The sequence below is a fragment of the Saccharopolyspora antimicrobica genome (assembly GCF_003635025.1).
Classification (GTDB): domain Bacteria; phylum Actinomycetota; class Actinomycetes; order Mycobacteriales; family Pseudonocardiaceae; genus Saccharopolyspora; species Saccharopolyspora antimicrobica.
On the sequence record NZ_RBXX01000002.1, the window covers coordinates 6780289 to 6801336 of the forward strand.

Consider the following 21048-nt stretch of genomic DNA (forward strand, 5'->3'; position numbering starts at 1 on the left):
TGGTTCTCCTGTCAGATCCGGTCGAACGGTGCCCAGGCCTTGACGGCGAACTTCTCGCCGTCGCGCGCCACTTCGGCCGCGCCGTGCCCGCCGAGGTGCGCGGGCACCACCAGGCTGTTGGTGTCGGCGGCCTGCTCCAGAAGCCTGCGGCGGGTGGCCCTGGCCGCGGCCGGGTCCTCGCAGAAGCAGCTGTTGGCGTCGGGTTCGACGATCTGCGCGGCGGTGTGCATCAGGTCCCCGACGAACAGCGCCCGGTCGGTGCCCGAATCCAGGCTCAGCACGGCCGATCCGGGGGTGTGCCCCGGTGCGGGGATCAGCCGCAGGTTGCCGTCGATGACGTGCTCGTCCTCCCACAGCAGGGTTTGACCGGCTTGGTGCACCGGGGCGACGCTGTCGGCGAAGACGTTCTCGTTGCCGCCGCCCAGGGCCGGGTCGTGGCCGTCGGCGGGGTTCCAGAAGTCGAAGTCCGCGCGCGGCACCAGGTAGGTCGCGTTGGGGAAGGTCGGCACCCAGTCGCCGTCCTGCAGCCGGGTGTTCCAGCCGACGTGGTCGACGTGCAGGTGGGTGTTGATCACCAGGTCGACGTCCTCGGGCCGCACGCCGGCGCGGGCCAGGCCGCCGAGGAAGTCGGTGTCGAGGCGGTGCCAGACGGGTGCGTTGGGGCGTTCCTTGTGGTTGCCGACGCCGGTGTCGACCAGGATCGTCTTGCCCTCGCTGCGCAGCAGCCAGGTCTGGATGGCGCACACGCACGCATCGGCGGCGGGATCGACGAAGTCCGGTGCCAGCCACGACTCGTGGTCCTGCCAGCTCTGCGCGGGCAGGTCGGGGAAGAACTGGGCGGGCGACATCCCGACCGACCCGTAGTACTCGACGATCCGGGTGACGGTGACATCGCCCAGCACGATTTCTCGCATGGCTGCTCCGAAAGCTCTCGGGGAAGGACCTCACCAGCCTGCGGGCCACTGCCACCGGTGAACCAGCCCCGGCCGTGCGTACCACTGCCAGTGGCAGGCACGGCCGGGGCTTTCAGTCGAGGACCGCGATCGCTTCGACTTCGACGAGGTGCTCGGGAACATCCAGGGCTGCTGCGCCGAGCAGTGTGCCAGGCGGGACCGGGGTGATGCCCAGCTTCGCGGCGGCCCGCGAAACACCGTCGAGGAACTGGGGCATCTTCTCCGGAGCCCAGTCCACGACGTGCACGGTCAGCTTGGCCACGTCGTGGAAGGACGCGCCGACTCCGGCCAGGGCGGTGGCGACGTTGAGGTAGCACTGCTCGACCTGCGCGGCCAGATCGCCCTCGCCGACGGTGACGCCATCGGTGTCCCAGGCGACCTGCCCGGCGATGAAGACCAGCTTCGATCCCGTCGCGACCGACACCTGCTTGTAGGCGTCGACCTCCGGGAGCCCGTTGGGGTTGACCATGGTGATGGACATGCTGATCTTCCTCCGTGCTCACTGGTGGTTACCCGGAAACCGTAGGAGGGCGTGCTCCGAACGGGAAGAACGCACTTTCCCGTAACCGGGGAACCCCGCGGTGACCCAGCAGGTCAGCGAGCGCGGCGGATTCGCGCGGCACGGGCTGACGATCATCTGCCCGCCTCGCCCCGATCCGGTGACCACTGCGGTCGGAACATGCTCGCCACCGCAGGATCACGCCCTCCGCGACCGGACCGATCCACAATGGACACCGGAGGTCGAGCGCAACGCGCCGCCAGGGCCGGAACAGCCCGACCAGGTGATTTTCCCGGTGGAACACGGCCAGGTGGCCCGACGCGCGCAGGCACGCACCGCGTGTGAGGTTGGGCCACGGTTCAAGATTCGCCGGAACAGGAGGGAACCGTTCGATGCCACCCACGCCTACCACTGCTGCCCAGCTGGAGGGCGATGCCACGACCTGCGTCGAAGACGACTTCACGATCGAGCCCTACACCGAGAACTGCCGCCGGGTATGCGCGCGGGGCGAGCACCTGCTGGTGGGCGTGAGCCCGGGCAACAGCTACTTCAGCGTCGAGCTGCTCGCGCGGCTGTTCGCCTGGGCGCACCGGCGGTTCGCCGCGGTGGACGTGGTCATCCCGGACACAGCGCTGGTGCACACGCAGCTGGCGCTGGAGCACGAGGCGAAACGAGCCCACCAGCGCAGCCGGGAGGAGTGCAACCGGGTCCACAACCGCGTGGTGCGGGCGTGGAGCCAGGCCGGGCTGGCGGCCGCCCCGGAACGGTGGCACCGGCTTTCGGACTTCACCGACCGCCCCCGGTACCAGACCCTGCTGCGCCAGGCCGAGGACGCGGTCACCCAAGCATCACCACTGCGCGAAGCGTGCCTGCAGACCAGCCGCACCGTGCTGGCGAGCCGGAAGCCCGGCACGTCGTTCACCGACGAGCAGATCGAGAAGGGTGCCCAGTACGTCGTGGCCGAGCTGCCGTTCATCGTGGACACGCCCAGCATCTTGGGCGTGCCCTCGTCGGTGAGCTTCTACCACCGGCCCGCTGCGTTCATCCGCGAAGTGATGTCCGCCCGGGGCGGGCTGAGCCCCGCACCCGAACAGGGATGTGCGCTGATCAGACCGCACGCAGTGGCCGGCAACGTGCCGCAGCCCAGACGAGCCAGCACCGCGTGACCGAGGTGCCCAGCCGCGAAAGGAGCGGAATGTTCGCCATCGACGACATCCCGGTGTGGCCGTTCGAGCGCTGGGACCACCAGCTCTCGCCCTGGGTGGCCCGGCTGCGCGACACCGACGAACCCGGCTACCGGGTCCGCACCCACAACGGGGACACCATCTGGCTGGTCACCCAAGCCGCCGTCGCTCGCGCGTGCCTGAGCGACCCCCGGATGAGCTTGCGCGCAGCCGGCGCCGACGACGCCCCGCGTCAGGAACCGGTGCGATTCCGGCCGCCGGGCACTCGAGGCGATGCCACCCCGGTGCTGGACCATCCCGCGCTCCGACGGGTGTTCCGGCAGGCCTTGAGCCCGCACACCGCCGCAAGCCTGCAACCTGCGGCCGCCGCAGCCGCCGAGGACCTCCTGGCCAAGATCGCCCGCACTGGTGGGCCCATCGACTTCTACGCCGAGATCGCCGTGCCGCTGCCGTTCCGGATGGTCGGCCGGACACTGCTGGGCGACCTCAGCGCGGAGCTGCGCCACCGACTCCAGGCCGACGTCCGCATCGGGCTCACCGGTGTCGGGCACACCCGCGAGGAGATCGAAACCGCCTGGCTCGACTACCACCGGCTGCTCACCGACTGGTACGCCGACCCCGCCCACCTGACCGGGGACCACCTCATGGCCCGCATCCACCACGCCGCTCCCGAGCCGCTCTCCGCGCACCACCTGGCAGAGATCGCGGGGATGCTGTGGGCCGCCGGTTACGAGAGCACCGTCGGGTTCCTCACCAACGCCTGCCTGACCCTGCTGCGGCACCCGAAGACCTGGAACGAACTGCTCGATCAGCCCGACCTGATCCCCCAGGCAGTCGACGAACTGCTGCGCTACACCCCGCTGGCCACCGGCGGTGCTCCCCGGCTGGTCACCGCGGACGCGCACATCGCCGGACTCGACCTCACCCGCGGGCAGTGCGTCGCCTTCTCCTACGAAGCCGCCAACCACGATCCCCGCGCCTACCCCGATCCCGATCGGCTCGACATCCACCGCAAGCCCGTCGACCACCTCGGCTTCGGGCACGGCCCGCACCGCTGCCCCGGCCACCACCTGGCCCGCATGCAGATCGAAACCGCGCTGCGCGCCCTGCTGCGCCACTTTCCCGCCCTCCACCTCGTCGCCCCCGTCGACACGCTCACCTGGCGCACCGGCCAGGTCATCCGAACACCCCACGCCCTTCCCGTGAGCTGGTAGCTGCGCGACCGCGCAGCGGATGGAAACGAGTTGAACGCCCGTGTACACGTCTCAAGGAATCCCCGCAGTGCCACCAGACAACGAGGCGTCGCGCGGAGCAGGCCGCGCTGCCACCGTGCTCGACGGCCTGCCCGTCCCCCGCGGCGACGCATTCGGCCTGCCCACCGAGTTCGCACGGTCACGCGACCGGCAGCCCGTCCATCGCATGGTGTACCCGGACGGCCACGTGGGCTGGCTGGTGACCGGGTACTCGGCCGCACGCGCCGTGCTGACCGATCACCGCTTCAGCTCCGAGATGCACCGGTTCCGCTTCCCGGTTCCAGGACCGGGCACCGACCCGGCGGCGCAGCAACCGGACGCGCTGCATCCGGGCATCTTCCAGGCGATGGACCCTCCCGAGCACACGCGCTACCGCCGGCTGCTCGTCGGGAAGTTCACCACCCGCAGGATGCACCAGCTCCAGGCGAAGATCGAGCAGGTCACCGGAGAGCGGCTGGACCAGATGCAGCGGCAGGGCCCGCCCGTCGATCTCGTCAGCACTTTCGCGATGCCGATCCCGTCCGAGGTGATCCGGCACATCGTCGGTGCCCCCGAGTCCGACTGGGGCGTCTTCCACCGGCACGTGGAGACGATGATCGCAACGGACGTCACCTTCGACGACATCGCCGCTGTCATGCAGGCGGTGCCCGACTTCCTGCGCGATCTCGTCCTGCGCAAGCGCCGTGATCCCGGTGACGACGTGCTCAGCGATCTCATCGCCACGGGCGAAGTCGACGACGACGAACTGGTCGGGCTCTGCTGGCTCCTGTTGGAGAACGGGTACACGACCACGGCGAACATGCTCGCGCTCGGCACGCTCGCGCTGCTGGTCAACCCGGAACAACTCGCGGCGCTGCGCGCGTATCCTTCGCTGGCCGACAAGGCCACCGAAGAGCTGCTCCGCTACATCACGATCTTCCAGTTCGGTCTGTTCCGCGCAGCCCGCGAGGACGTCGAACTGGCCGGGCACCTGATCAAGGCGGGTGATGCCGTGACCGTCCTGCCCTCCACGGCCAACCGGGATCCAGCGCACTTCGCCGACCCCGACCGACTTGATGTGACCCGTTCGGCAACCGGGCATCTCTCCTTCGGCCACGGCATCCACATCTGCCTGGGCCAGCACCTGGCCCGCGCCGAGATGCGCATCGCTTACACCGCGCTGCTGCGCCGGTTCCCCTCCCTGCACCTGGCCGCAGCTCCCGACGAGCTCTCCTTCCGCACCAGCAAGGTGATCTACGGAGTGCAGCAGCTCCCCGTCAGCTGGTGACCGGCCCTTCCGCCCGTGACGCGACTGATCGACGTGATTCCGGTGTTCCCGCCGCGAGGCCGGCACCCACTGCCTGAAGCCGACCGCACGGTTGCCTGCCACTGGCAGTGTCAGGCTCACCGCAGGCGGACACGGCATAGTGGAGGCATGAGCGGTTCTGGGCACCTCGGCGAGTTCCTGCGAGCACGGCGGGCGCGGCTGCGGCCCGAGGACGTCGGGCTGATCACCCCGCCCGGACACCGCCGGGTCGCCGGGCTGCGCCGCGAGGAACTCGCGCAGTTGGCCGGAGTCAGCGTCTCCTACTACACGCGGCTGGAGCAGCACCAGTCGGTCAACGCCTCCGACGGTGTGCTCGACGCACTGGCCAGGGCACTGCGCCTGGACGATCACGAACGCGCGCACCTGCGGGAACTGGCAGCGCAGCGCCCTCGCCGGCAGAAGCGCCCACCGGCAGAGCGCGTCGACGGGCTCACCCGTGAGCTGTTGCAGTCGTTGAAGGACATGCCCGCGCTGCTCGTCGGCAGGCGCACGGACGTGCTGGCGTGGACACCCCAGGGACATGCTCTGCTGGCCGGGCACATCGACCCCGCGGCACCGGAGTGTCCTGGCGAGCGACCGAACCTGGTCCGGATGCTGTTCCTGGACCCGCACACCCGCGACCTCTACGTGGACTGGGAGCACAAGGCACGCGGCCTGGTGGCCAGCCTCCGGCTCGCGGCGGGCCGCCACCCGGACGACGCACTGCTGGCGTCGCTGGTCGGCGAGCTGTCGGTGAAGTGCCCGGAGTTCGTCGCGATGTGGGGCGATCACCGGGTCAAACCCTGCCAGGGCGACGCCTTCCGGCTGCGCCACCCGCTGGTCGGCGAACTCACCATCACCCAGCAGAGCCTCCAGATCCCCCGCGCTCCGGACCAGTCCATCGTCGTGGTCACGGCCGAGCAGGGCTCCACCTCCGCCGACACCCTGGATCTGCTGGCCCAGCTGACCGCGAAGTCCACCGGTACCGACGAGCTCCAGCAGACGCGCGACCGGGCGCGGAACCTGACCTCCTGACCGTGCCTACGGCGCGGCGAGCCAGCCGCGGTGCAGTGCCGGGGAGAGGTCGTGGGCGGCGGAGAGGGCGAGGTTCTCCGCGTCGTGCAGGTAGCCCTCCGTGGTGGTCAACGAGGCGTGGCCCAGGTCGCGCTGGACCTGGCGGGCTTCCGCGCCCCGGTTCTTGGCGTGGGTGGCGTAGGAGTGCCGGGCCGAATGCGGGTGGATCGTCTCGCGCAGCGGTTCGAGGTGCAGCGCGATGAACGCCGCCTGTTCGGTGGCCAGCAGGTCCCGCAGCCAGCGCGCCCGGGGCGGTGGGGCGTCGGCGGGCGGGGCGAACGTGGCGCACAGCCGTCGCAGCACCGCCTGGACGTGGGAGACGTGCACCCGGGCTCCGGTGCGGGTGATGAACAGCGGTTCGCGGGGCCGGGTGCCGACCTGTCCGGTGCGGGCGGGCACCGTGGCGGGCCGGCGCTCGGCGAGGTAGGCCTCGACGGCGTCGGCGACCGGCGGTGCCAGCGCCACGCGCCGGTCCTTGGCCCCTTTGCCGTGCACCCGCTGGGCGGCCGGCCCGCCGGGTTCCGGCCGGTGGTAGTCGGCGATGTCGATGCCCACCAGTTCTTCCGCGCGCACCCCGGTGCCGATGAGGATCTCGACCATCGCGCGGTCGCGGAGTCCGTGGCGGTGGCGGTCGACGAGCAGGTAGGCGGCCAGCAGCAGCGCGCGGCAGGCTTCGAAGGACCACAGCACGGTGCTCGACGGGGTTCCGGCGGGGCGGTTGAGGTGCTGGGCGGAGCGGTCGACCAGGGCCACCGGGTTGTGCTCGGCGAGGCCTTCCCGCAGGAGGTACTTGCGGTAGAAGGCCGACACCGCTGAGAGCATCCGGGCCCGGGTGGCGTCGCGGTAGCCTGCGGCGGCCAGTTCGCCGAGCCAGCGCTCGACGTGCTCGACGCGGACCTCGGCAAAGGAGGTGAACCCGTTGCGCAGGCACCACGGCAGCCATTCCAGGCCCGTGGGCTGGCTTCGGCGGGCGCGCCCCCGGCGCCGGGTGGGATCCGGAGGCCGGTAACCGGGGACCCAGTCCAGCGGGATCCCGAGGTCGGTGGCATAGGCCAGGCGCGTGTTCAGCGATGCGTAGATGCGCAGGAACTCCGCGAACCGCTCCTGGCCGCTCTTGCGCAGCTCCTCCTCCAGCGGGGCAATCGCCTTGGTCACGGGCACCTCCTCGGGCATTCGCGGCGGGTTCATGATCGGGCACCGCCGGGTCCAACCGGCAGCGGGGGCCTGATGCGCCCGGTTCCGGCAGTGCTGGACCGGGAATCAGCGGTCGGCTGTCGCGATGAGACGTCGCAGCGCGTCGTGGGCGGGTGGCCCCCAGGTCGCTTTTCCACCGGGACGGCCGTGCACACCGGCGTCCCCGACGTGCATGAGCATCAGGGCGGTGATCACCGCCCAGCCGCGGGCACGGCGCAGCATCGCGGCGTCCGCGGCGGGCCGGTAGGCGCGGTGGAAGTGCTCGGCGCCGCCGTCGGGCAGCAGGATCCACGCGGCGGCCAGGTCGTGGGCCGGGTCGCCGGCGCAGAGATCACCGAAGTCGATCACCCCGCAGATGGTGCCGCTGTCGGTGAGGACGTTGGCCGGGTGCAGGTCGCCGTGGAGCCACCGGGCCGGTCCTGTCCAGACCGGTGCGGCCAGGGCGTCCTCCCACACCGCGCGGACCGCGTCCGGATCGGGGACCAGGCCGAGTTCGGTGGCCGAGGCGAGTTGTTCGGCGACCCACCCGGACGCTTCGGCCAGCGGGCCGCCGCGGCCGCGGCCGGTGGGAGCCTCGTCGGGAGCGGTGCGGTGCAGTGCCGTCAGGAAAGCGGCCAGGCCTTCGGCGGCGTCCTCGGTGCGGGTGACCGGAGCCCGGTCGGCAGGCTCGCCCGGCACCCAGGTGGTGACGATCCAGGGCCGGGGGAACAGTTCGGAGGGCTCCCCCAGCCGCTGCGGGACGGGCACCGGCAGCGGCAGGTGCGGGGCGAGTGCGGGCACCCAGGTGTGTTCCTTGCGCAGCAGGACATCGGCGGACTCCGTGGCCCACGGCAGCCGGACCGCGAGATCGTCGCCGAGCCGCCACAGCTGGTTGTCCCAGCCGCGCGCACCGAGCTCCACCGGCAGATCGGCGAGATCGGGGTGCTGTTCGCGCAGCAGGTCGCGGATCAGCTCCGCGGTGATCTCGATCTTGGTGTGGGTCATGCGCAGCAACGTACTAGGGCCGCGATCGGCTGCCGACCGCAGCCGGTGATCACCGGCTCAGCTGGAGACCCGCCGCCGCGGCCAGCCGCGCGACGACGTCGTGCTGGAGGCCGTCTGCTGGGACGCCGGCACCGCGCGCCTGCTGAGCCTCGGGCGACAGCCGCCGTTGACCCATCGACAAGCTGCAGTGGCGATCGCTTCGGCCCACCTGTTCTTCACCCCGGATATTCGCTTCGGACCTGGCCGAGTGGATGTTCTGTCCTCGTTGTTGGGGTTGGTGGGGTGGGTGTTGTGCTCCTACCCCAGGATCCGGGTGAGCTGCCTACGGTGGGTTCATGGACTCATCATGGGAGGCGAAGGCGCTGGAGAGCCCGCTGGGCGTGTTTCTGCGGGCGCGGCGTCAGCAGGTGCGTCCGGAGCAGCAGGGCCTCGTGCCAGGCGGGTCTCGGCAGGTGACGGGGCTGCGGCGTGATGAGGTCGCCATGCTGGCGGGGATCAGCACGGACTACTACGTGCGGCTGGAGCAGGGCCGGGAGCGGCATCCTTCGCGCATGGTGATGGACGGGCTGTCGGCGGCTTTGTTGCTGGACCGTGCCTCGTCGCGGTATCTGCGTGAGCTCGCCACGGCCGACTACGACGCCGACGTAGGTGGTGTTCTCGAACCACGGCGGCTGGATGCGGTGCGTCCGTTGCTCGGCTCGTTGACCGTCCCCGCGATCCTGGTGGACCGCTGGCTCAACCTCGTGGCTGCCAATGCGTTGGGCGAGATGCTTCACGAGGGGTTGGAGCATCGGGAGAACTACGCACGGATGGTGTTCCTGTCGCCGGGGGCGCAGGAGTTCTTCGTCGATTGGTCCGAGCTGGCCCACTGCATGGTGGCGACGTTGCGTGCCAGCGCTGGTTCCGAGTCGGGTTCGGGCCGGTTGGAGCGGCTGGTGGGTGAGCTCGCAGTGGCCAGCGAGGTGTTCAGCACCGCCTGGGCGCAGCACGAGGTGTATGAGAAGGCCGTTGACCGCAAGCGGTTCCGGCACCCGCTGGTCGGCGCGCTCGCGTTCAACCAGCACGTGCTGGAACTCCCCGACAGCGACGGTCACCAGATCTGGGCCTACCACCCCACCGACGACGCCACGGAAGAAGCGCTGGTGCGTCTCGGATCGCTTGCCACGTTGTCGGCTTCCACGTTCACCACCCGGGAGGAGAGCACATCATGACTCCTCCCCGAGCCTCTCTCGGAAGACGGCACCTCGGTTCGCTGCAGCGCGTACCTACCTGGAAGACAACCTCGCAGCCACCGGAATCAGTCTCTCCGCGGACGATCTCGCCGAGATCTCCGCACCCGTAGCCGGAAACCGCTACTGACACAGGAAGAAGCATGCACGTCATCACCGGAGCCAGCGGCCGCACCGGCCGCGCCGCAGCATCGCACCTGCTGGAACACGGCCACGACGTACGAGCAGTCGGCCGCGACCCGCGCAACCTCGCGCACCTCGCCGACCGCGGAGCCCAGATCCACCAGGCCGACCAATCCGACCCCACCGCGATGACCACCGCCCTCCGAGAGGCCGATACCGCCTACTTGGTCATCCAACCCAACTACATCCCCGACCACCCCGACTTCGCCGCCTTCCAAGACCAGGCGGCAGCCGCGCTCACCGACGCACTCACCCAATCCGGCGTGCGCCGTGTCGTTGCTCTGAGCAGCTGGGGAGCACAACACCCCAGCGGTACCGGTCCCGTTGCAGGTCTGCACCGCTTCGAGAAGCGCCTCTCGACCGTTCCCGGAGTGGACATCACGTGGCTGCGCGCGGGCTACTACATGGAAAACCTCCTTGACCACCTCGACTCCGTGCGCACCCACCGCCGGATCATCGCGCCGTTCGACCCCGACGTGCCACTGCCACTGATCACCACGACCGACGTCGGCACCGCCGCAGCCGAGGAGCTGACACGGCCGCAGACCGGGACACGAATCCGAGAACTGCAAGGCGAACGAGACGTGACCATGAACGAGGTCGCACAGGCGATCGCAACAGCGATCGACGCACCCGTGACCTACGAACGCTGCACCGTGGAGACCTTCCACGAGCAGCTGCGCGAAGCCGGCGTGTCGGACAACGTCGCCGCGATGATGGCGGAAGTCCCGCACGCTATGAACACCGGTCACCTGCGCATGACCCAGCCACGAACCCCGGAAACGACCACCCCGACATCGCTGGAGACATTCATCGAGACCGAATTCGTGCCCGCGCTCAACGCCTCCTGACCAGCCCTGCGAAAACGCTGGAAAATGACCTTCCACCGACAGACCCGCAGGGCCAGCCTCCGAGAGGCCCGACCGGGCGGACGCCTCCTGGAGGTCGTCGCGGGGTCCAGCGATCCCAGCATCGAGGTAGCGAGTGGTGAACAGCACCAGCGCGTTCAGCAAGTTGGAGTCCTGGCCGGTGGAGTTCGGCCGTGACGAGCTGGTCCAGCACTTCGCGCTGACCCCGGAGGCTGTGGCCTGGGTCAACAGGTCCGCGCGGGGCACGCCGGCGAAGCTCGGGCTTGCCGTGCAGTTGTGCGCGTTGCCCTGGTTGGGGTTCGTGCCCGAGGACGTTCCAGCCGCGCCGCGGGCGGCTGTGTCCCGGCTGGCCGTGCAGCTCGGAATACCGGTCGGCGCCTTGGCCTCCTACGGGACTCGTGCGCAGACCCGCACCGATCATCTGAAGCTGGCGACGAAGCGGCTGGACGTCCGCCGAGGCCGAGGGCCGTGCTGGCTGGAAGCGGCTGCGGGAGCTCTTGGTGGAGCGTGCCTTCGCGGCATGGGCGTGGATGCCCTGGACGTGTCGGTGATCCCGGAGGCCCGTCGTCGTCAGCTGGCCGGGATCGGCCGTCGGCTGCGGGGCGCAGGCGATCCAGCGTCGGCTGGCGGTCGCCACCGATCTGTCCGTGCCGGAGGCCGAGGTCGGCGGGCTGTTGCGGCACGGACAGATCGGGCTGGATCCGGATGCGGAGGGCCCGCCGCGACCCCAAGGACCGCTTCTACCGGGACCACGGGCATCTGGACACTGTCGAGGACTCGTTCACCTACCTGCGGCAGTTCGCCTCCGAGGTCATCAAGACCCCGGAGTTCCGCGGCGGCGACGGCTCCGCCCGCGCCAATTTCCATAAACTATGAATATAAGAATGCTATGCTTCGAGCATGAGTCGTCAAGACACCGCTCCTGGCGCGTCCGCCGCTATCGGGGCAGCCCTCTACAGCCTGGCCACCAGGGCCGCGAGACGCCTGCCCCGGGACATGAGCCTGACATCCGCCGCCACCCTGGCCACCCTGGACCGGACCGGCCCGCGGCGCATCACCGATCTGGCCGCGGTCGAGGGCGTCACCCAGCCCGCGATGACCGCCCTGGTCCGAGTGATGGAGGAGTCCGGCCTGGTCGAGCGGCGGGGCGACGCGTCCGACAAGCGGGTCACGCTGGTGTGCCTGACCGAGGTCGGCGCCTCCTATGTCCGGACGCGGCGCCAGGCGGGCGTCCACGCGTTCGAGCGGTTGATCGGCGAGCTCACCGGCGACGAGGTCGAGGCGCTGGTGGCGGCCCTTCCAGCGCTGAAGCATCTGGCAGAGCTCGAAAGCCAGGACCGCGAAGGGCCGAAGCAGTGACCGGGCAGCCGGTGCGCGGGGGCGCGGTGAAAACGTTCCCGGAGGCGCGTTCCGAGCCGCGGCTGCTGGTCCCCGCCCTGATGTTCATCGCTCTGGTCGTGGCGGCGGTCGCCAGCCTCGGGGCGCCGCTGATCACCAGCGTGGCGACCTCGTTCCACGTCTCGCTCGGCAGCGCGCAGTGGACGCTGACCGTCGCGCTGCTCAGCGGCGCCGTCGCCACGCCGGTCCTGGGCCGGCTCGGAGCCGGCCCGCACCGGCGGGCCACGATTCTCGCCACGTTGGCGGTCGTCGTCGCCGGCAGTGCGCTCACCGTGCTGCCGCTGCCGTTCGCGTGGCTGCTGGTCGGCAGGGCGGCCCAGGGCGTAGGGCTCGGGCTGACGGCGCTGATGATGGGCGTGGCCCGGGACCACCTCCCCGAGAAGCGCAGCGCGGCCGTGATCGCCCTGATCTCGGTGGTCTCGATCATTGGGGCCGGCGTCGGCTACCCGCTGGCCGCACTGCTCGCCGAGCTCGGCGGGGTACGGGCCGCCTACGGCCTCGGCCTGGTCGTCACCGCCGCCGCCCTCCTGACCGCGTGGCGTTCCATGCCCGAAGCTCCCGAAGGCCGCTCCGCCCACATGGACGTGGCAGGCGCGGTCGTCCTGACCGCTGCGCTGCTCCTGGTGCTGTTCCTCGCCGGCGAACGGAATCTGTGGAGTCGGCACCTCGCCGTGGCGGCGGGCCTCGCCGTCGTCGCGGTGGTGCTGCTCTGCGTCTGGGCCGTCATCGAGTTGCGCAGCACGACGCCCCTGGTCAATGTGCGGGCGATGCGGCACCCGGCGGTCGCCGGGGCGAACCTCGCCATGTTCGTCGGCGGGATCGGCATGTACCTCCTGCTCACGCTCATCACCCGGTACGCGCAGACGCCGCACGGCGCCGGCTACGGCTTCGGGCTGACGACCTTCGTCGCCGGGCTGGTCCTCATCCCGTTCTCGGTGCTGGGGTTCGTCGCCGGCAAGCTCACGCCACGGGTCCGGACGCGGATCGCCGACCCCCTGCTCCTGGCCGGCAGCGCCGTCGTGGTCGGCGGCGGGTTCGCCCTGTTCGCGGCGGCCCGGTCGGACCTGGCCGAACTGTTCGCGGCGATGGGCGTGCTCGGCTTCGGCGTCGGCGGCTTCTCGGCCGCGATGCCCGGCGTCATCCTGGCCGTCACCCCCAAGAGCGAGACGTCGAGCGCCATGAGCTTCAACTACGTCGTCCGCAGCGTCGGGTACTCCCTGGGCAGCGCCATCGGCGGCCTGATCCTCGCCGCGGGCACCGGCCCCGGCCACCTCGTCCCCGACGACAGCGCCTACATCACCGCGGCGCTGGTCGGCATCGGCGCCATGGCGATCACGACGCTGACAAGCCTCGCTCTCGCCCGCCGACGCTCGTCCGAGACCAACCCGTAAGTCAGATGCACTCATCCCAACACTGGAGGTTCCATGCCCAAGGGCTACTGGGTCAGCGCCTACCCCGCCATCGAGGACCCCGTGAGGCTTGATCGCTACAATGAACTGGCAGGTCTAGCCGTCGCGGCCGCGGGCGGGCGGGTGCTCGCCGGCATCGGCAGCCGGGTCGACGCACACGAAGCCGGAATCGCCGAGCGCGTCGTCCTGATCGAGTTCGACAGCTTCGAACAGGCGGTCGCCGCGCGCGCGAGCGCGGCCTACCAGGAGGCGCTGGCCGAACTCCCCGACGGCTTCGAGCGCGACTTCCGCATCGTCGAAGGCATCGACTGACCGAGGTCCAGTCGGATCTTCACTGAAAATCCACCATCTTGGTTTTCGCTGGTGCGGCTGCTGGTGTGGCGGGGTTCGTGGGTGCTCGTGCTGGTCGTGGGCGGCTGTCTTCGGTCTTGATCGTCTGTCAGCGGTCGAGTTCGAGGTTCGTCAGGACGAGCAGGGCGCGAAGCAGGTTGGTGGCGCGGGCGCGGCTCGTGCGGAGTTTAGTGAGGATGCGCCAGGTCTTCAGGGCGCGAAGCCGTGCTCGACGGGGGCGCGGCCGGCGGCAACCACGATCATCCCCGCCGTGGGTGGCGATGCCCCCGGGTGCTGCTTCCGGGTTGCTCGGCGGCGCCCAGTTCGTGCTCGGCGCCGTGGCCGCACCCCTGCCCGGTGTTCTGGGCAGTACCACTGCCGCGTCCATGACCGCAGTGGTGCTGAGCTTCGTCCTCTTCTCCGCGCTGGAGCTGGCCGCGCTCGCCCAGCCCTGGAAGGACCACGGCGAGCCAGTCGGCCGGAGCTGAGGACGCGGCAGCGAGTGGTTCGTCTGATGGCGGCGATCAGCTCTTCACCAATGCCCGATCAGAGTTCAGGGACACCACACGATTTCGTCACGGTGACGAACGAAAGGGCTGGTTGCCTGCTCGTCCCTGGCTCTAGTCCAGCCAGAACGGGCACCCCTCGCAGCCGACGGCACTGGGTCAGGGGTGACAGCTGTGCTGTCTCGCTGTATCTGGCATTCATCGGACTCCCTGACCTGCTGTTCGCCAGTTTGATTGAGACGAGAATCGTTGGGTCGTCTCACTGGATCTGGCGAGTGTGGAATGTCGTACTGCTTCATCCTTGGTCCATTCAAGGTGTGGATCTCTCCGGGGTGGTCGTCCAGAGCCAAGTCGATGTTTGTCGGCGGGTTTCGCCGAAGAACCGATACCTGTCCGTTTCCCATCCGGCGCGTGTTCGTTCGTGTTCGAGCTCTTCAGCCCAGTAGGTCAGTGGATGACGCTTCCAAGGGTGCCAGCCGTAGTCGCGCTGACCGATGCGCCGACCGATCTCGTCGAAAGCCTGCTGCTTGGTGTCCCAGAACGACGCTTTTTGTTGCCAGTGAGGTGAGGCAAGGACTCCGGCGATGGTCACGATGCTGGGGTAGCGGATGGCGTGGGCCAGCGGGTCGCGGGTGCTGACTTCGCGTGCTCCGGGGCGGAAGATCTCAAGCAGCTTCCATTCGTGTCGCCCGAGGAAGTGGGTCTGGTTGGCCCGGTCCCAGACTTCGCGTGCGGTGCGGACAGCGTATTCGGCTGCTTTCTCGCCGTAGCGTCGGACAAGCCGCTGGTGACACCGCTGCGCAGCCCGAACAGTCGGTAGTGGGTTGACGTCAACCGGATCTCGAGAATCTGGCCAGGCATCATTGGCGGGTCCCAGCGAACCGAGCCAGATGTTGTGGCGGATGCAGACGTGTCGGTGGTCGGGTAGATAGATCTCGACAGGCCCACCTCGATGACGGCGAACGCAACTCGGACAGGCCGGTCGAGGCCGCGGCAACCGGCGCATTATCCGCGTGTTTCGTTCCGCTAGGTCTGGTAGCGCTTCAGCGAGACGGCCCGGGCTGTATCCGGTGATGAGGCCAAGCCGGGCAGGGTCCACTGGTCGCTTGCGGCTGGCCAAGGGGTTCTTCTTTCCGATCGTGATCATGTCCTCGAGGTCGTCGATGTGGACGTGATTGACCGCAGCGAGCCGACGGAGATAGGACGTCGCGGATTCGTTCGCGACCGGAGGAACCGGGAGCGGGAGACGCCGCAGCGGCGTGTTGGCGTTCGGCATCATGCGACCCCGGTCTTCGACTGTTTCGTTGCTGCCGCAGATGTGGCTGCTGGCGTGGTCTCCGCGGCGTGGTCGAGTCGGATCGCCTCCAGGTGTGCTTTGGTGATCTTCTCGGTGCCGTCGAGGATCGTGTCGATGGCGGCGCCCCTGATCAAGTGGGACAGGCTGCCGAGCATGCCGTGGGTGCGCTGGTAGAGGTACTCGCTGTGCCGAGTGAGGGTGTCCGTCTTGTGGTGTTGCAAGCGAAGGGCGCTTTCGAGGGTGGCGACCAGCGCTCGCCAGTTGTCCCGCTGCGTCTTGCTGCCGTAGGCGAACGGGCGGGTGGCAATGGTGGCGAATCGGCTGGCGATCTGCTTGCCCCGTGTGCCGGAGAAGAGGCCGACCCGCTCGACGTCGATTCCGGCATAAACGAAGGTGGCGGGGAGTCGTTCGGAGAAGTACTTGAGCTGGTCGGAGACTTCAGCCCCCGACCTCGTGGTCAGCGAGATGTTGTGGATCTCGTCAATGAGCACCAGCTCGCAGCCGACGTCGCAAAGCACCGCGCAGACCGCGTTGGTGACGTCAGTGATGTTGTGACGAGGGCCGAAAGGCAGACCGAGGAAGCGCGCAAACTCGACGGCGACCATTCGGGGCGTTGCTGCGGGAGGAACGGTGACATAGACGACCGGGATCCGAGGCCCCTTGATCGGGTTCCGCAGCCGAACGCCCAGTTCGTGGGCCCGGCCGAGCTGCGTGATCGCGGTGGTCTTGCCCGTTCCGGCCGGGCCGGTGACGATCAGCCCTCGGCGGGCGGAAACCTGCCGGCGGTTAAGCACCAGCAGTCGCCGGATGGTCTTGATGATCTCCTGGATCGTCGGGGTGTTCACCACGATGAGATCGCTGTGATAGTCCAGCCGCACCTCGTCGTAAGTTGCCTTCTCCTCCAGCGAAAGCTGGTCCAGGTTCCAGATGAGCTCGGGTGGGTTGAGGTCGCGCTGAACCCACCTCGACCAGCCTTCCTTGGTGGTCAGCGGTTCGTCGGGTGGCGGGTCGAATTTCTCGGTCACGGCCACCTCCGTGCTTCGGCTCGGGCATCGAAGACCCCGAAGGGGATCACCGTGGCTCCGTCGTCGCCGTCAGTAATTTCGTGCGCATCGAAATCCTCATCGTCATCGGCCGGAACCGGCTGCGCCGCAATGGGTTCGGCAAGCGGCCGACGATTGCTGTTGACAGCCTGGTTGCGGGTGGCGACGCGACGATCGGCATCGCTGAGGTGATCGGGCGTCGTGCTGCCCGGCCCTTGGCCCGCGCGCCGGAGCAGATCACCCAGAACCCGTGCAGTGGCGGCCTCCGTGGCCTCACCATCCTGAGCATTCTCGGCAGCGAGTTGGCGGGCGTGTCGCCAGGTGAAGTCCGCGAACGGGGCGGAGACCATCGGCAGGTGCGTCCATTCGGCCCGGATCCAGCCGCCGTGATGGTGGTTGCGGACCCAGATCTGACTTAGATCGTAGGGGTCGTAGCGGGCTTCCCAGGCTCCATTTTGGGCGGTGACGCCGGAATGCTGGCGGCGGTAGGGATTCAGTGCGGCGGTGTCGTAGGTGCGGCGGTCGATGCGGATTCCGTAGTCGTTGATCGTCCGCCAGGTCGAGGGCAGCAGCTCGATGTAGTCCTCGCCGGTGAGCATGACCGGCAGATATCCGGCCGCGCTGACCAGCACCGCATACATCTCGTTCGGTGACAGCACCCGATTGGTGTCCGGGCTGCGCAGGCCCTCATGAGGTCGTTGCTGCCAGCCGACGATGATCCACTCGTCCAGTAGGTCCTGCAGCTGCTCCATCGACCACACTGCCTCGGCCTCCACCGCCTGCCCTCGGTGGGCGACGTCACGGCCGGTGTAACCGGCGACGTGCTGGCAGAACAGGGTGTTGAGGGAACCGAAGGTCCGCTCGATGATGCCCTTGTCTGTCGGAGTTCTGGGATGCGCGGGCTGCACCGAGATCCCCAGTGATTCGCAGGCCCGCAGAAACGTCTCCGACAGGTAGACCCGGCCGCGATCACACACGATCGTCTCCGGCACCACCACCGGCTTGGCCGCGGCCTGTTCCATCCGCTCGTCGATATCGGCCAGCTGCCGGTGTGGCAGCCGGGAGGCCGACATCCGGAGCGACTCCACCCAGCCTGGCCGCATTGGCTCCGGGACCAGCATCCGGGCCAACAACAGCGACGCGTCAACGGCTTTCGTGCCCGTCGGCCGCAGTACCGCGGCGCAGATCGTCCGAGTGGCGACATCGATCGCCGCCGTCAGCTCGACTCGCCGGGCATGGCCGTCGTCGAAGGCCGCCATCACATCCAGCGTGGTGGTGTCGATCTGCACCTGCTCGCCTGGTCGGGCCGCCCAGGTCGCGGTGAACGCTCCCTCCGGGCGGTTCGCCAGCGAACGTCGCGTGGTCGCGGGCCCGAAGGTGTGTTGTCCCTGCGACAACCGGCCCACGAGCCGGTAAAACGTCGCCCGCGACGGCATCGACACCACGCCGTCGCCGTGCCGTCCGGCAACGATCTCTTCGACCCGGCGTCGCAACCGATCCCGCGTTCCAGTCGACCGTGATGTTTCCTCCGCCAATGCCTCCCGGATCGCCTCCACCACTCGGACATCCGCTCGCCCATCGATAGAGGCAGTCCGGCTCGACCGGCTGTCGACCAGTCCGCGTAGCCCTTCGGCCCGATAGCGTTGCCTCATCCGCTGAATGGTCCGCACGCTGGTCCGTTTTCCCGTCGCGGTGAGCTCGCGAGCCTTGGCGGCATCGCGTTCGCCCAGGTCATGCACCGCCGGGTCGTACTCCGGGCGCGGTGTCGCATCAGGTGGTGAACCCGGAGGAAGTCCGGTTTCAACCTCGATGACGTGGCGTTCCCACTCGCGGGCGCGATCCGCCGCTTCCTGCGAAAGGTCCTCCAACCCCTGCGCGACCAGACCACCAGGCCGAGCATCGGTCGTATCGTCATGGCCAACGATGGCGAAGCCAGGCGAATCCACTAGATGCGCCAACAACACCGCCGAGGGCACGCCATCTGGTGCGACCAGCCGCACCCACGAGCCGGTCACTGCCGCAACCAGGTGCTCGACCTCATCGAAGACGACCCGATCGCCGACTCGGAGCATCCGGATCATGGACGGCTCCTTGCCACCAGAGACGACGCCTCCAACCGGGAACCGAGATCGGTCCGCAGCTCCCGCGACCACAGCAGGTGATACAGCGCGGGCAACACCGCGATTGGCTCCCCCACCGACTGCACACCGTCGATCAGGGGTCGTGGCTGCGCGAACGCCTCCAGCAAGCGCGAGGAGACTGGCTCGATCCGAAACCGCAGGTGGCGATACCCAGCCAGCCACCGCACGTTTGCCCGCCACATCGGGTCATGGCCGTGCACGAGACGAAACTGCCAGCCCACCTCGGCGCATGCACGCTTGGTCGCGGCGAACGCAGCCTCATCCCGGGGCTTGATTCGCTCCTGCGGGCGGCAGTCAACTATCACGCCAGTTCCGTCACGGTGACGAACAAAGAAGTCCGGTGCGTGCGAGCGAACCCGGTTCGTATCCGGCCAGAACAGCCAGAACGGCTGGGCAGCGAACCCGATCACGTCCGGGTCGAAGTCCAGCGCCATCACCTCGTCCCTTTCCAGCCACGACTCGAACCCGACGTGCGCCTGCATGGTGGCGGCGTAGTAAAAGCCCGGCGAGCTGCGTTGTCCCCGATACGACGGGAAAGCCCGCACCGGCGAAGCCTCCTCGAAAGCCACTTGCGTCACCTCCTCCAGCCGGCGACGCACCTCGCCCTCTTCCGGATCCAGAAAAGCCACCTCAAACCCAGTCGCGGCTTCCCGTCGACCACCGGCGACGCCACGCACAACCGCAGCCAACCAACACTCCCAGTGCTCATGCAATCACTATCGGTAGACGATCATGCCAGACCCGTTCGCCAGATCCACTGAGACGCTCGCCAGATCACCCCATCCAGTTCGCCACCTCTCGTTTCGTTCGCCACCTCCACTGAGACAGGACAACAGCGCCGCGTTCCGTCGGCTCGGTGGCACGTCTGACTTTATATCCATAATCCTCCTTATTTATATGAAGTCGATCCATCGCGACACTCCGTGTAGTTTGATTTTGAAACCTCCAAGTTGATGTTAGAGTTTTGAAACTGAAACTTGGCGGATTGAGAAAGTGCAGGTCAGGGCGGTATGGGTGCCGAGGTGGATGGCTTGGAAGGTGTGGGGGTCGCGGACGGGCAGGGGCGAGCGACTGCTCCGGCGCGCAGGGGCAGCCGGGAGCAGCGGCGGGAGGTGACGTTGCGAGCCCTGGCCGCCGGGGAGGAGGCCTTCTGCGCTTACTGCGGGCAGGTGCTGCCGCCGCTGCCGCCACGGGGCGGACGGCCGACCCCCTACTGCCCCGCCGACCCCGACCGCTACGGAAACTGGGGCGCCAAGACCATCACCTGCGCGATGCTCGACGAGCACCGCGAGATCTGGGTGCAGGTCTACGGCCCCGACCAGCCGATGACCCGTTTCGACGTGCACACGCTCGACGAACGCCTGACCGTGCTGCACTCCGCGCTGGATCCGGTGCGCCAGGAGGTCGCCGCCCTGCAGGCCCACACCAGCGGGGAGCTGGCCTCCGCGCTCGCCGCTCGCGAGGCGGCTGAGAGCGAACGCCAGCAGGCCGTGCAGGCCGCGCGCTCCGCTGATGCCGCCCGCGAGCAGGCGGTTTCCTCGGCTGAGCTGGCGCTCAGCGAGGCCGAGGAAGCCCGGAAGGAACGAGCGGCGGCCGAGGAGCAGGCTGGCCGGGCGGAATCCGAGCGTGATCGAGCGTTCGCCGAACGCGACGAGGCGCAGCAGGCGGCCGAGAGCGCTCGCAGCGACCGCCAGCGGGCTCTCGCGCAGCTCACCGATGCCCAGGACCGCATCACCGAGCTGCAACGAACTCTGGCCAACGAGCGTGCTGTCGGGCTTGAACGGCTCGATCAGCTGCGCCGCGAGGAGGAACAGGTTCGTCAAGAACTGCGCGGTGCCCTGACCGAGAACGGTGAGCAACGGCTGCGCGCTCAAGCCGAGGAGCACGCGCTGCGGCTGCAGAACGTTCAGGATGCTGCTGATCGGCGCATCGCGAAGCTGACCGATCAGCTCGCCGAGGCCGCTCACAACTACGCCAGCAACCTGGCTCCGCTGCACGGCCAGCTCGATTCCCTGCGCAGCGAGGTGACCCAGTGCGGCGAGGCCGAAGCGGCAGCGCGCCGGGAGCTGGCGGAGCTGCGGAGCCGGATCGCCAGTGCGCTGGGCAGCGCTGACGACGACGCCGCGCTGCGAAAGCGCATCGAGTCTGTCCTGGAGCCCGGCGATCCGGCTGCCGATCGCGCACCAGAATCGTCACAGTGACGAATCGGGGTGGTGT

General features: G+C 68.9%; 21 protein-coding genes and 1 pseudogene. 13 read left to right on the forward strand and 9 right to left on the reverse strand.

The window, feature by feature from the left end; all coding sequences use genetic code 11:
* Positions 1-11: 11 nt before the first annotated feature.
* Both ATL45_RS32140 and ATL45_RS32145 read right to left on the reverse strand, forming a co-directional pair.
* Positions 12-914, reverse strand: a complete 903-nt coding sequence (locus ATL45_RS32140) for an MBL fold metallo-hydrolase (RefSeq protein ID WP_093145980.1) — start codon at positions 912-914, stop codon at positions 12-14.
* 112 nt (positions 915-1026) lie between these two features.
* The gene (locus ATL45_RS32145; RefSeq protein ID WP_093145979.1) at positions 1027-1434 is read right to left on the reverse strand and encodes a RidA family protein; all 408 of its coding nucleotides are present in this window, start codon (positions 1432-1434) and stop codon (positions 1027-1029) included.
* A 410-nt stretch (positions 1435-1844) separates the two neighbouring features.
* On the opposite strand from ATL45_RS32145, the gene ATL45_RS32150 reads away from it, so the two are divergent.
* From ATL45_RS32150 to ATL45_RS32165, 4 genes are all read left to right on the forward strand, one after another.
* A complete protein-coding gene (locus tag ATL45_RS32150) occupies positions 1845-2618 on the forward strand; it encodes a tRNA-dependent cyclodipeptide synthase (RefSeq protein ID WP_093145978.1) in 774 nt (257 codons plus the stop codon).
* A gap of 29 nt (positions 2619-2647) precedes the next feature.
* Positions 2648-3850: a cytochrome P450 gene (locus ATL45_RS32155; protein WP_121505431.1), complete on the forward strand. Its 1203-nt coding sequence runs from the start codon at positions 2648-2650 to the stop codon at positions 3848-3850.
* 67 nt (positions 3851-3917) lie between these two features.
* On the forward strand, positions 3918-5156 hold the full coding sequence (locus tag ATL45_RS32160; RefSeq protein ID WP_143121525.1) for a cytochrome P450: 1239 nt from the start codon (positions 3918-3920) through the stop codon (positions 5154-5156).
* 147 nt (positions 5157-5303) lie between these two features.
* Positions 5304-6209, forward strand: a complete 906-nt coding sequence (locus ATL45_RS32165; protein ID WP_093145975.1) for a helix-turn-helix transcriptional regulator — start codon at positions 5304-5306, stop codon at positions 6207-6209.
* A 6-nt stretch (positions 6210-6215) separates the two neighbouring features.
* Here ATL45_RS32165 and ATL45_RS32170 read toward each other — a convergent pair whose 3' ends face one another.
* The 3 genes from ATL45_RS32170 to ATL45_RS40075 all read right to left on the reverse strand — a co-directional run bounded on the left by ATL45_RS32170 (position 6216) and on the right by ATL45_RS40075 (position 8601).
* Positions 6216-7403, reverse strand: a complete 1188-nt coding sequence (locus ATL45_RS32170) for a tyrosine-type recombinase/integrase (RefSeq protein WP_093147210.1) — start codon at positions 7401-7403, stop codon at positions 6216-6218.
* Between the two features lie 105 nt (positions 7404-7508).
* Positions 7509-8426 carry an aminoglycoside phosphotransferase family protein gene (locus tag ATL45_RS32175; protein WP_093145974.1) on the reverse strand — a complete coding sequence of 306 codons (918 nt, stop codon included), beginning with the start codon at positions 8424-8426 and terminating at the stop codon, positions 7509-7511.
* A 49-nt stretch (positions 8427-8475) separates the two neighbouring features.
* Entirely contained in the window at positions 8476-8601 is a 126-nt protein-coding gene (locus ATL45_RS40075; RefSeq protein WP_256258129.1) for a hypothetical protein, read from the reverse strand.
* Positions 8602-8761: 160 nt separating this feature from the next.
* On the opposite strand from ATL45_RS40075, the gene ATL45_RS32185 reads away from it, so the two are divergent.
* The 8 genes and pseudogenes from ATL45_RS32185 (at position 8762) to ATL45_RS32220 (ending at position 14332) form a co-directional block, all read left to right on the forward strand.
* A complete protein-coding gene (locus ATL45_RS32185) occupies positions 8762-9637 on the forward strand; it encodes a helix-turn-helix transcriptional regulator (RefSeq protein ID WP_093145973.1) in 876 nt (291 codons plus the stop codon).
* A 161-nt stretch (positions 9638-9798) separates the two neighbouring features.
* Complete coding sequence (locus tag ATL45_RS32190; RefSeq protein WP_093145972.1) at positions 9799-10689, forward strand: NmrA family NAD(P)-binding protein; 891 nt, start codon at positions 9799-9801, stop codon at positions 10687-10689.
* A 136-nt stretch (positions 10690-10825) separates the two neighbouring features.
* Positions 10826-11176 (forward strand): annotated as a pseudogene (locus tag ATL45_RS40300) (DUF4158 domain-containing protein); the annotation flags it as partial.
* Between the two features lie 236 nt (positions 11177-11412).
* Positions 11413-11583, forward strand: coding sequence for a hypothetical protein (locus tag ATL45_RS39840; RefSeq protein WP_246025676.1), 171 nt, complete (start codon positions 11413-11415; stop codon positions 11581-11583).
* 24 nt (positions 11584-11607) lie between these two features.
* Positions 11608-12066 carry a MarR family winged helix-turn-helix transcriptional regulator gene (locus tag ATL45_RS32200; RefSeq protein WP_246025677.1) on the forward strand — a complete coding sequence of 153 codons (459 nt, stop codon included), beginning with the start codon at positions 11608-11610 and terminating at the stop codon, positions 12064-12066.
* A 26-nt stretch (positions 12067-12092) separates the two neighbouring features.
* Positions 12093-13496, forward strand: coding sequence for an MFS transporter (locus ATL45_RS32205; protein ID WP_246025678.1), 1404 nt, complete (start codon positions 12093-12095; stop codon positions 13494-13496).
* Between the two features lie 33 nt (positions 13497-13529).
* Positions 13530-13826 (forward strand): DUF1330 domain-containing protein, encoded by a 297-nt coding sequence (locus ATL45_RS32210; protein WP_093145968.1) that lies wholly within the window; start codon positions 13530-13532, stop codon positions 13824-13826.
* A gap of 293 nt (positions 13827-14119) precedes the next feature.
* Positions 14120-14332: a hypothetical protein gene (locus ATL45_RS32220; RefSeq protein WP_211841346.1), complete on the forward strand. Its 213-nt coding sequence runs from the start codon at positions 14120-14122 to the stop codon at positions 14330-14332.
* A gap of 328 nt (positions 14333-14660) precedes the next feature.
* On the opposite strand, the gene ATL45_RS32225 is transcribed toward ATL45_RS32220, so the two are convergent.
* Genes ATL45_RS32225 through ATL45_RS32240 form a run of 4 tightly spaced genes read right to left on the reverse strand, consistent with a single transcriptional unit; the run spans position 14661 to position 19520 of the window.
* Positions 14661-15629, reverse strand: coding sequence for a TniQ family protein (locus tag ATL45_RS32225; protein WP_093145967.1), 969 nt, complete (start codon positions 15627-15629; stop codon positions 14661-14663).
* The gene (locus ATL45_RS32230) at positions 15626-16672 is read right to left on the reverse strand and encodes a TniB family NTP-binding protein (RefSeq protein ID WP_093147209.1); all 1047 of its coding nucleotides are present in this window, start codon (positions 16670-16672) and stop codon (positions 15626-15628) included. Before ATL45_RS32230 ends, ATL45_RS32225 begins: the two co-directional genes overlap by 4 nt.
* Positions 16669-18771, reverse strand: a complete 2103-nt coding sequence (locus ATL45_RS32235) for a TnsB C-terminal domain-containing protein (RefSeq protein ID WP_211841347.1) — start codon at positions 18769-18771, stop codon at positions 16669-16671. The genes ATL45_RS32230 and ATL45_RS32235 overlap by 4 nt, the downstream gene beginning before the upstream one ends.
* Positions 18768-19520, reverse strand: coding sequence for a TnsA-like heteromeric transposase endonuclease subunit (locus tag ATL45_RS32240; RefSeq protein WP_211841348.1), 753 nt, complete (start codon positions 19518-19520; stop codon positions 18768-18770). The genes ATL45_RS32235 and ATL45_RS32240 overlap by 4 nt, the downstream gene beginning before the upstream one ends.
* A gap of 351 nt (positions 19521-19871) precedes the next feature.
* Between ATL45_RS32240 and ATL45_RS32245 the strand changes: the two genes are divergently transcribed.
* Positions 19872-21032, forward strand: a complete 1161-nt coding sequence (locus ATL45_RS32245; protein WP_246025892.1) for a coiled-coil domain-containing protein — start codon at positions 19872-19874, stop codon at positions 21030-21032.
* Positions 21033-21048: the final 16 nt, after the last annotated feature.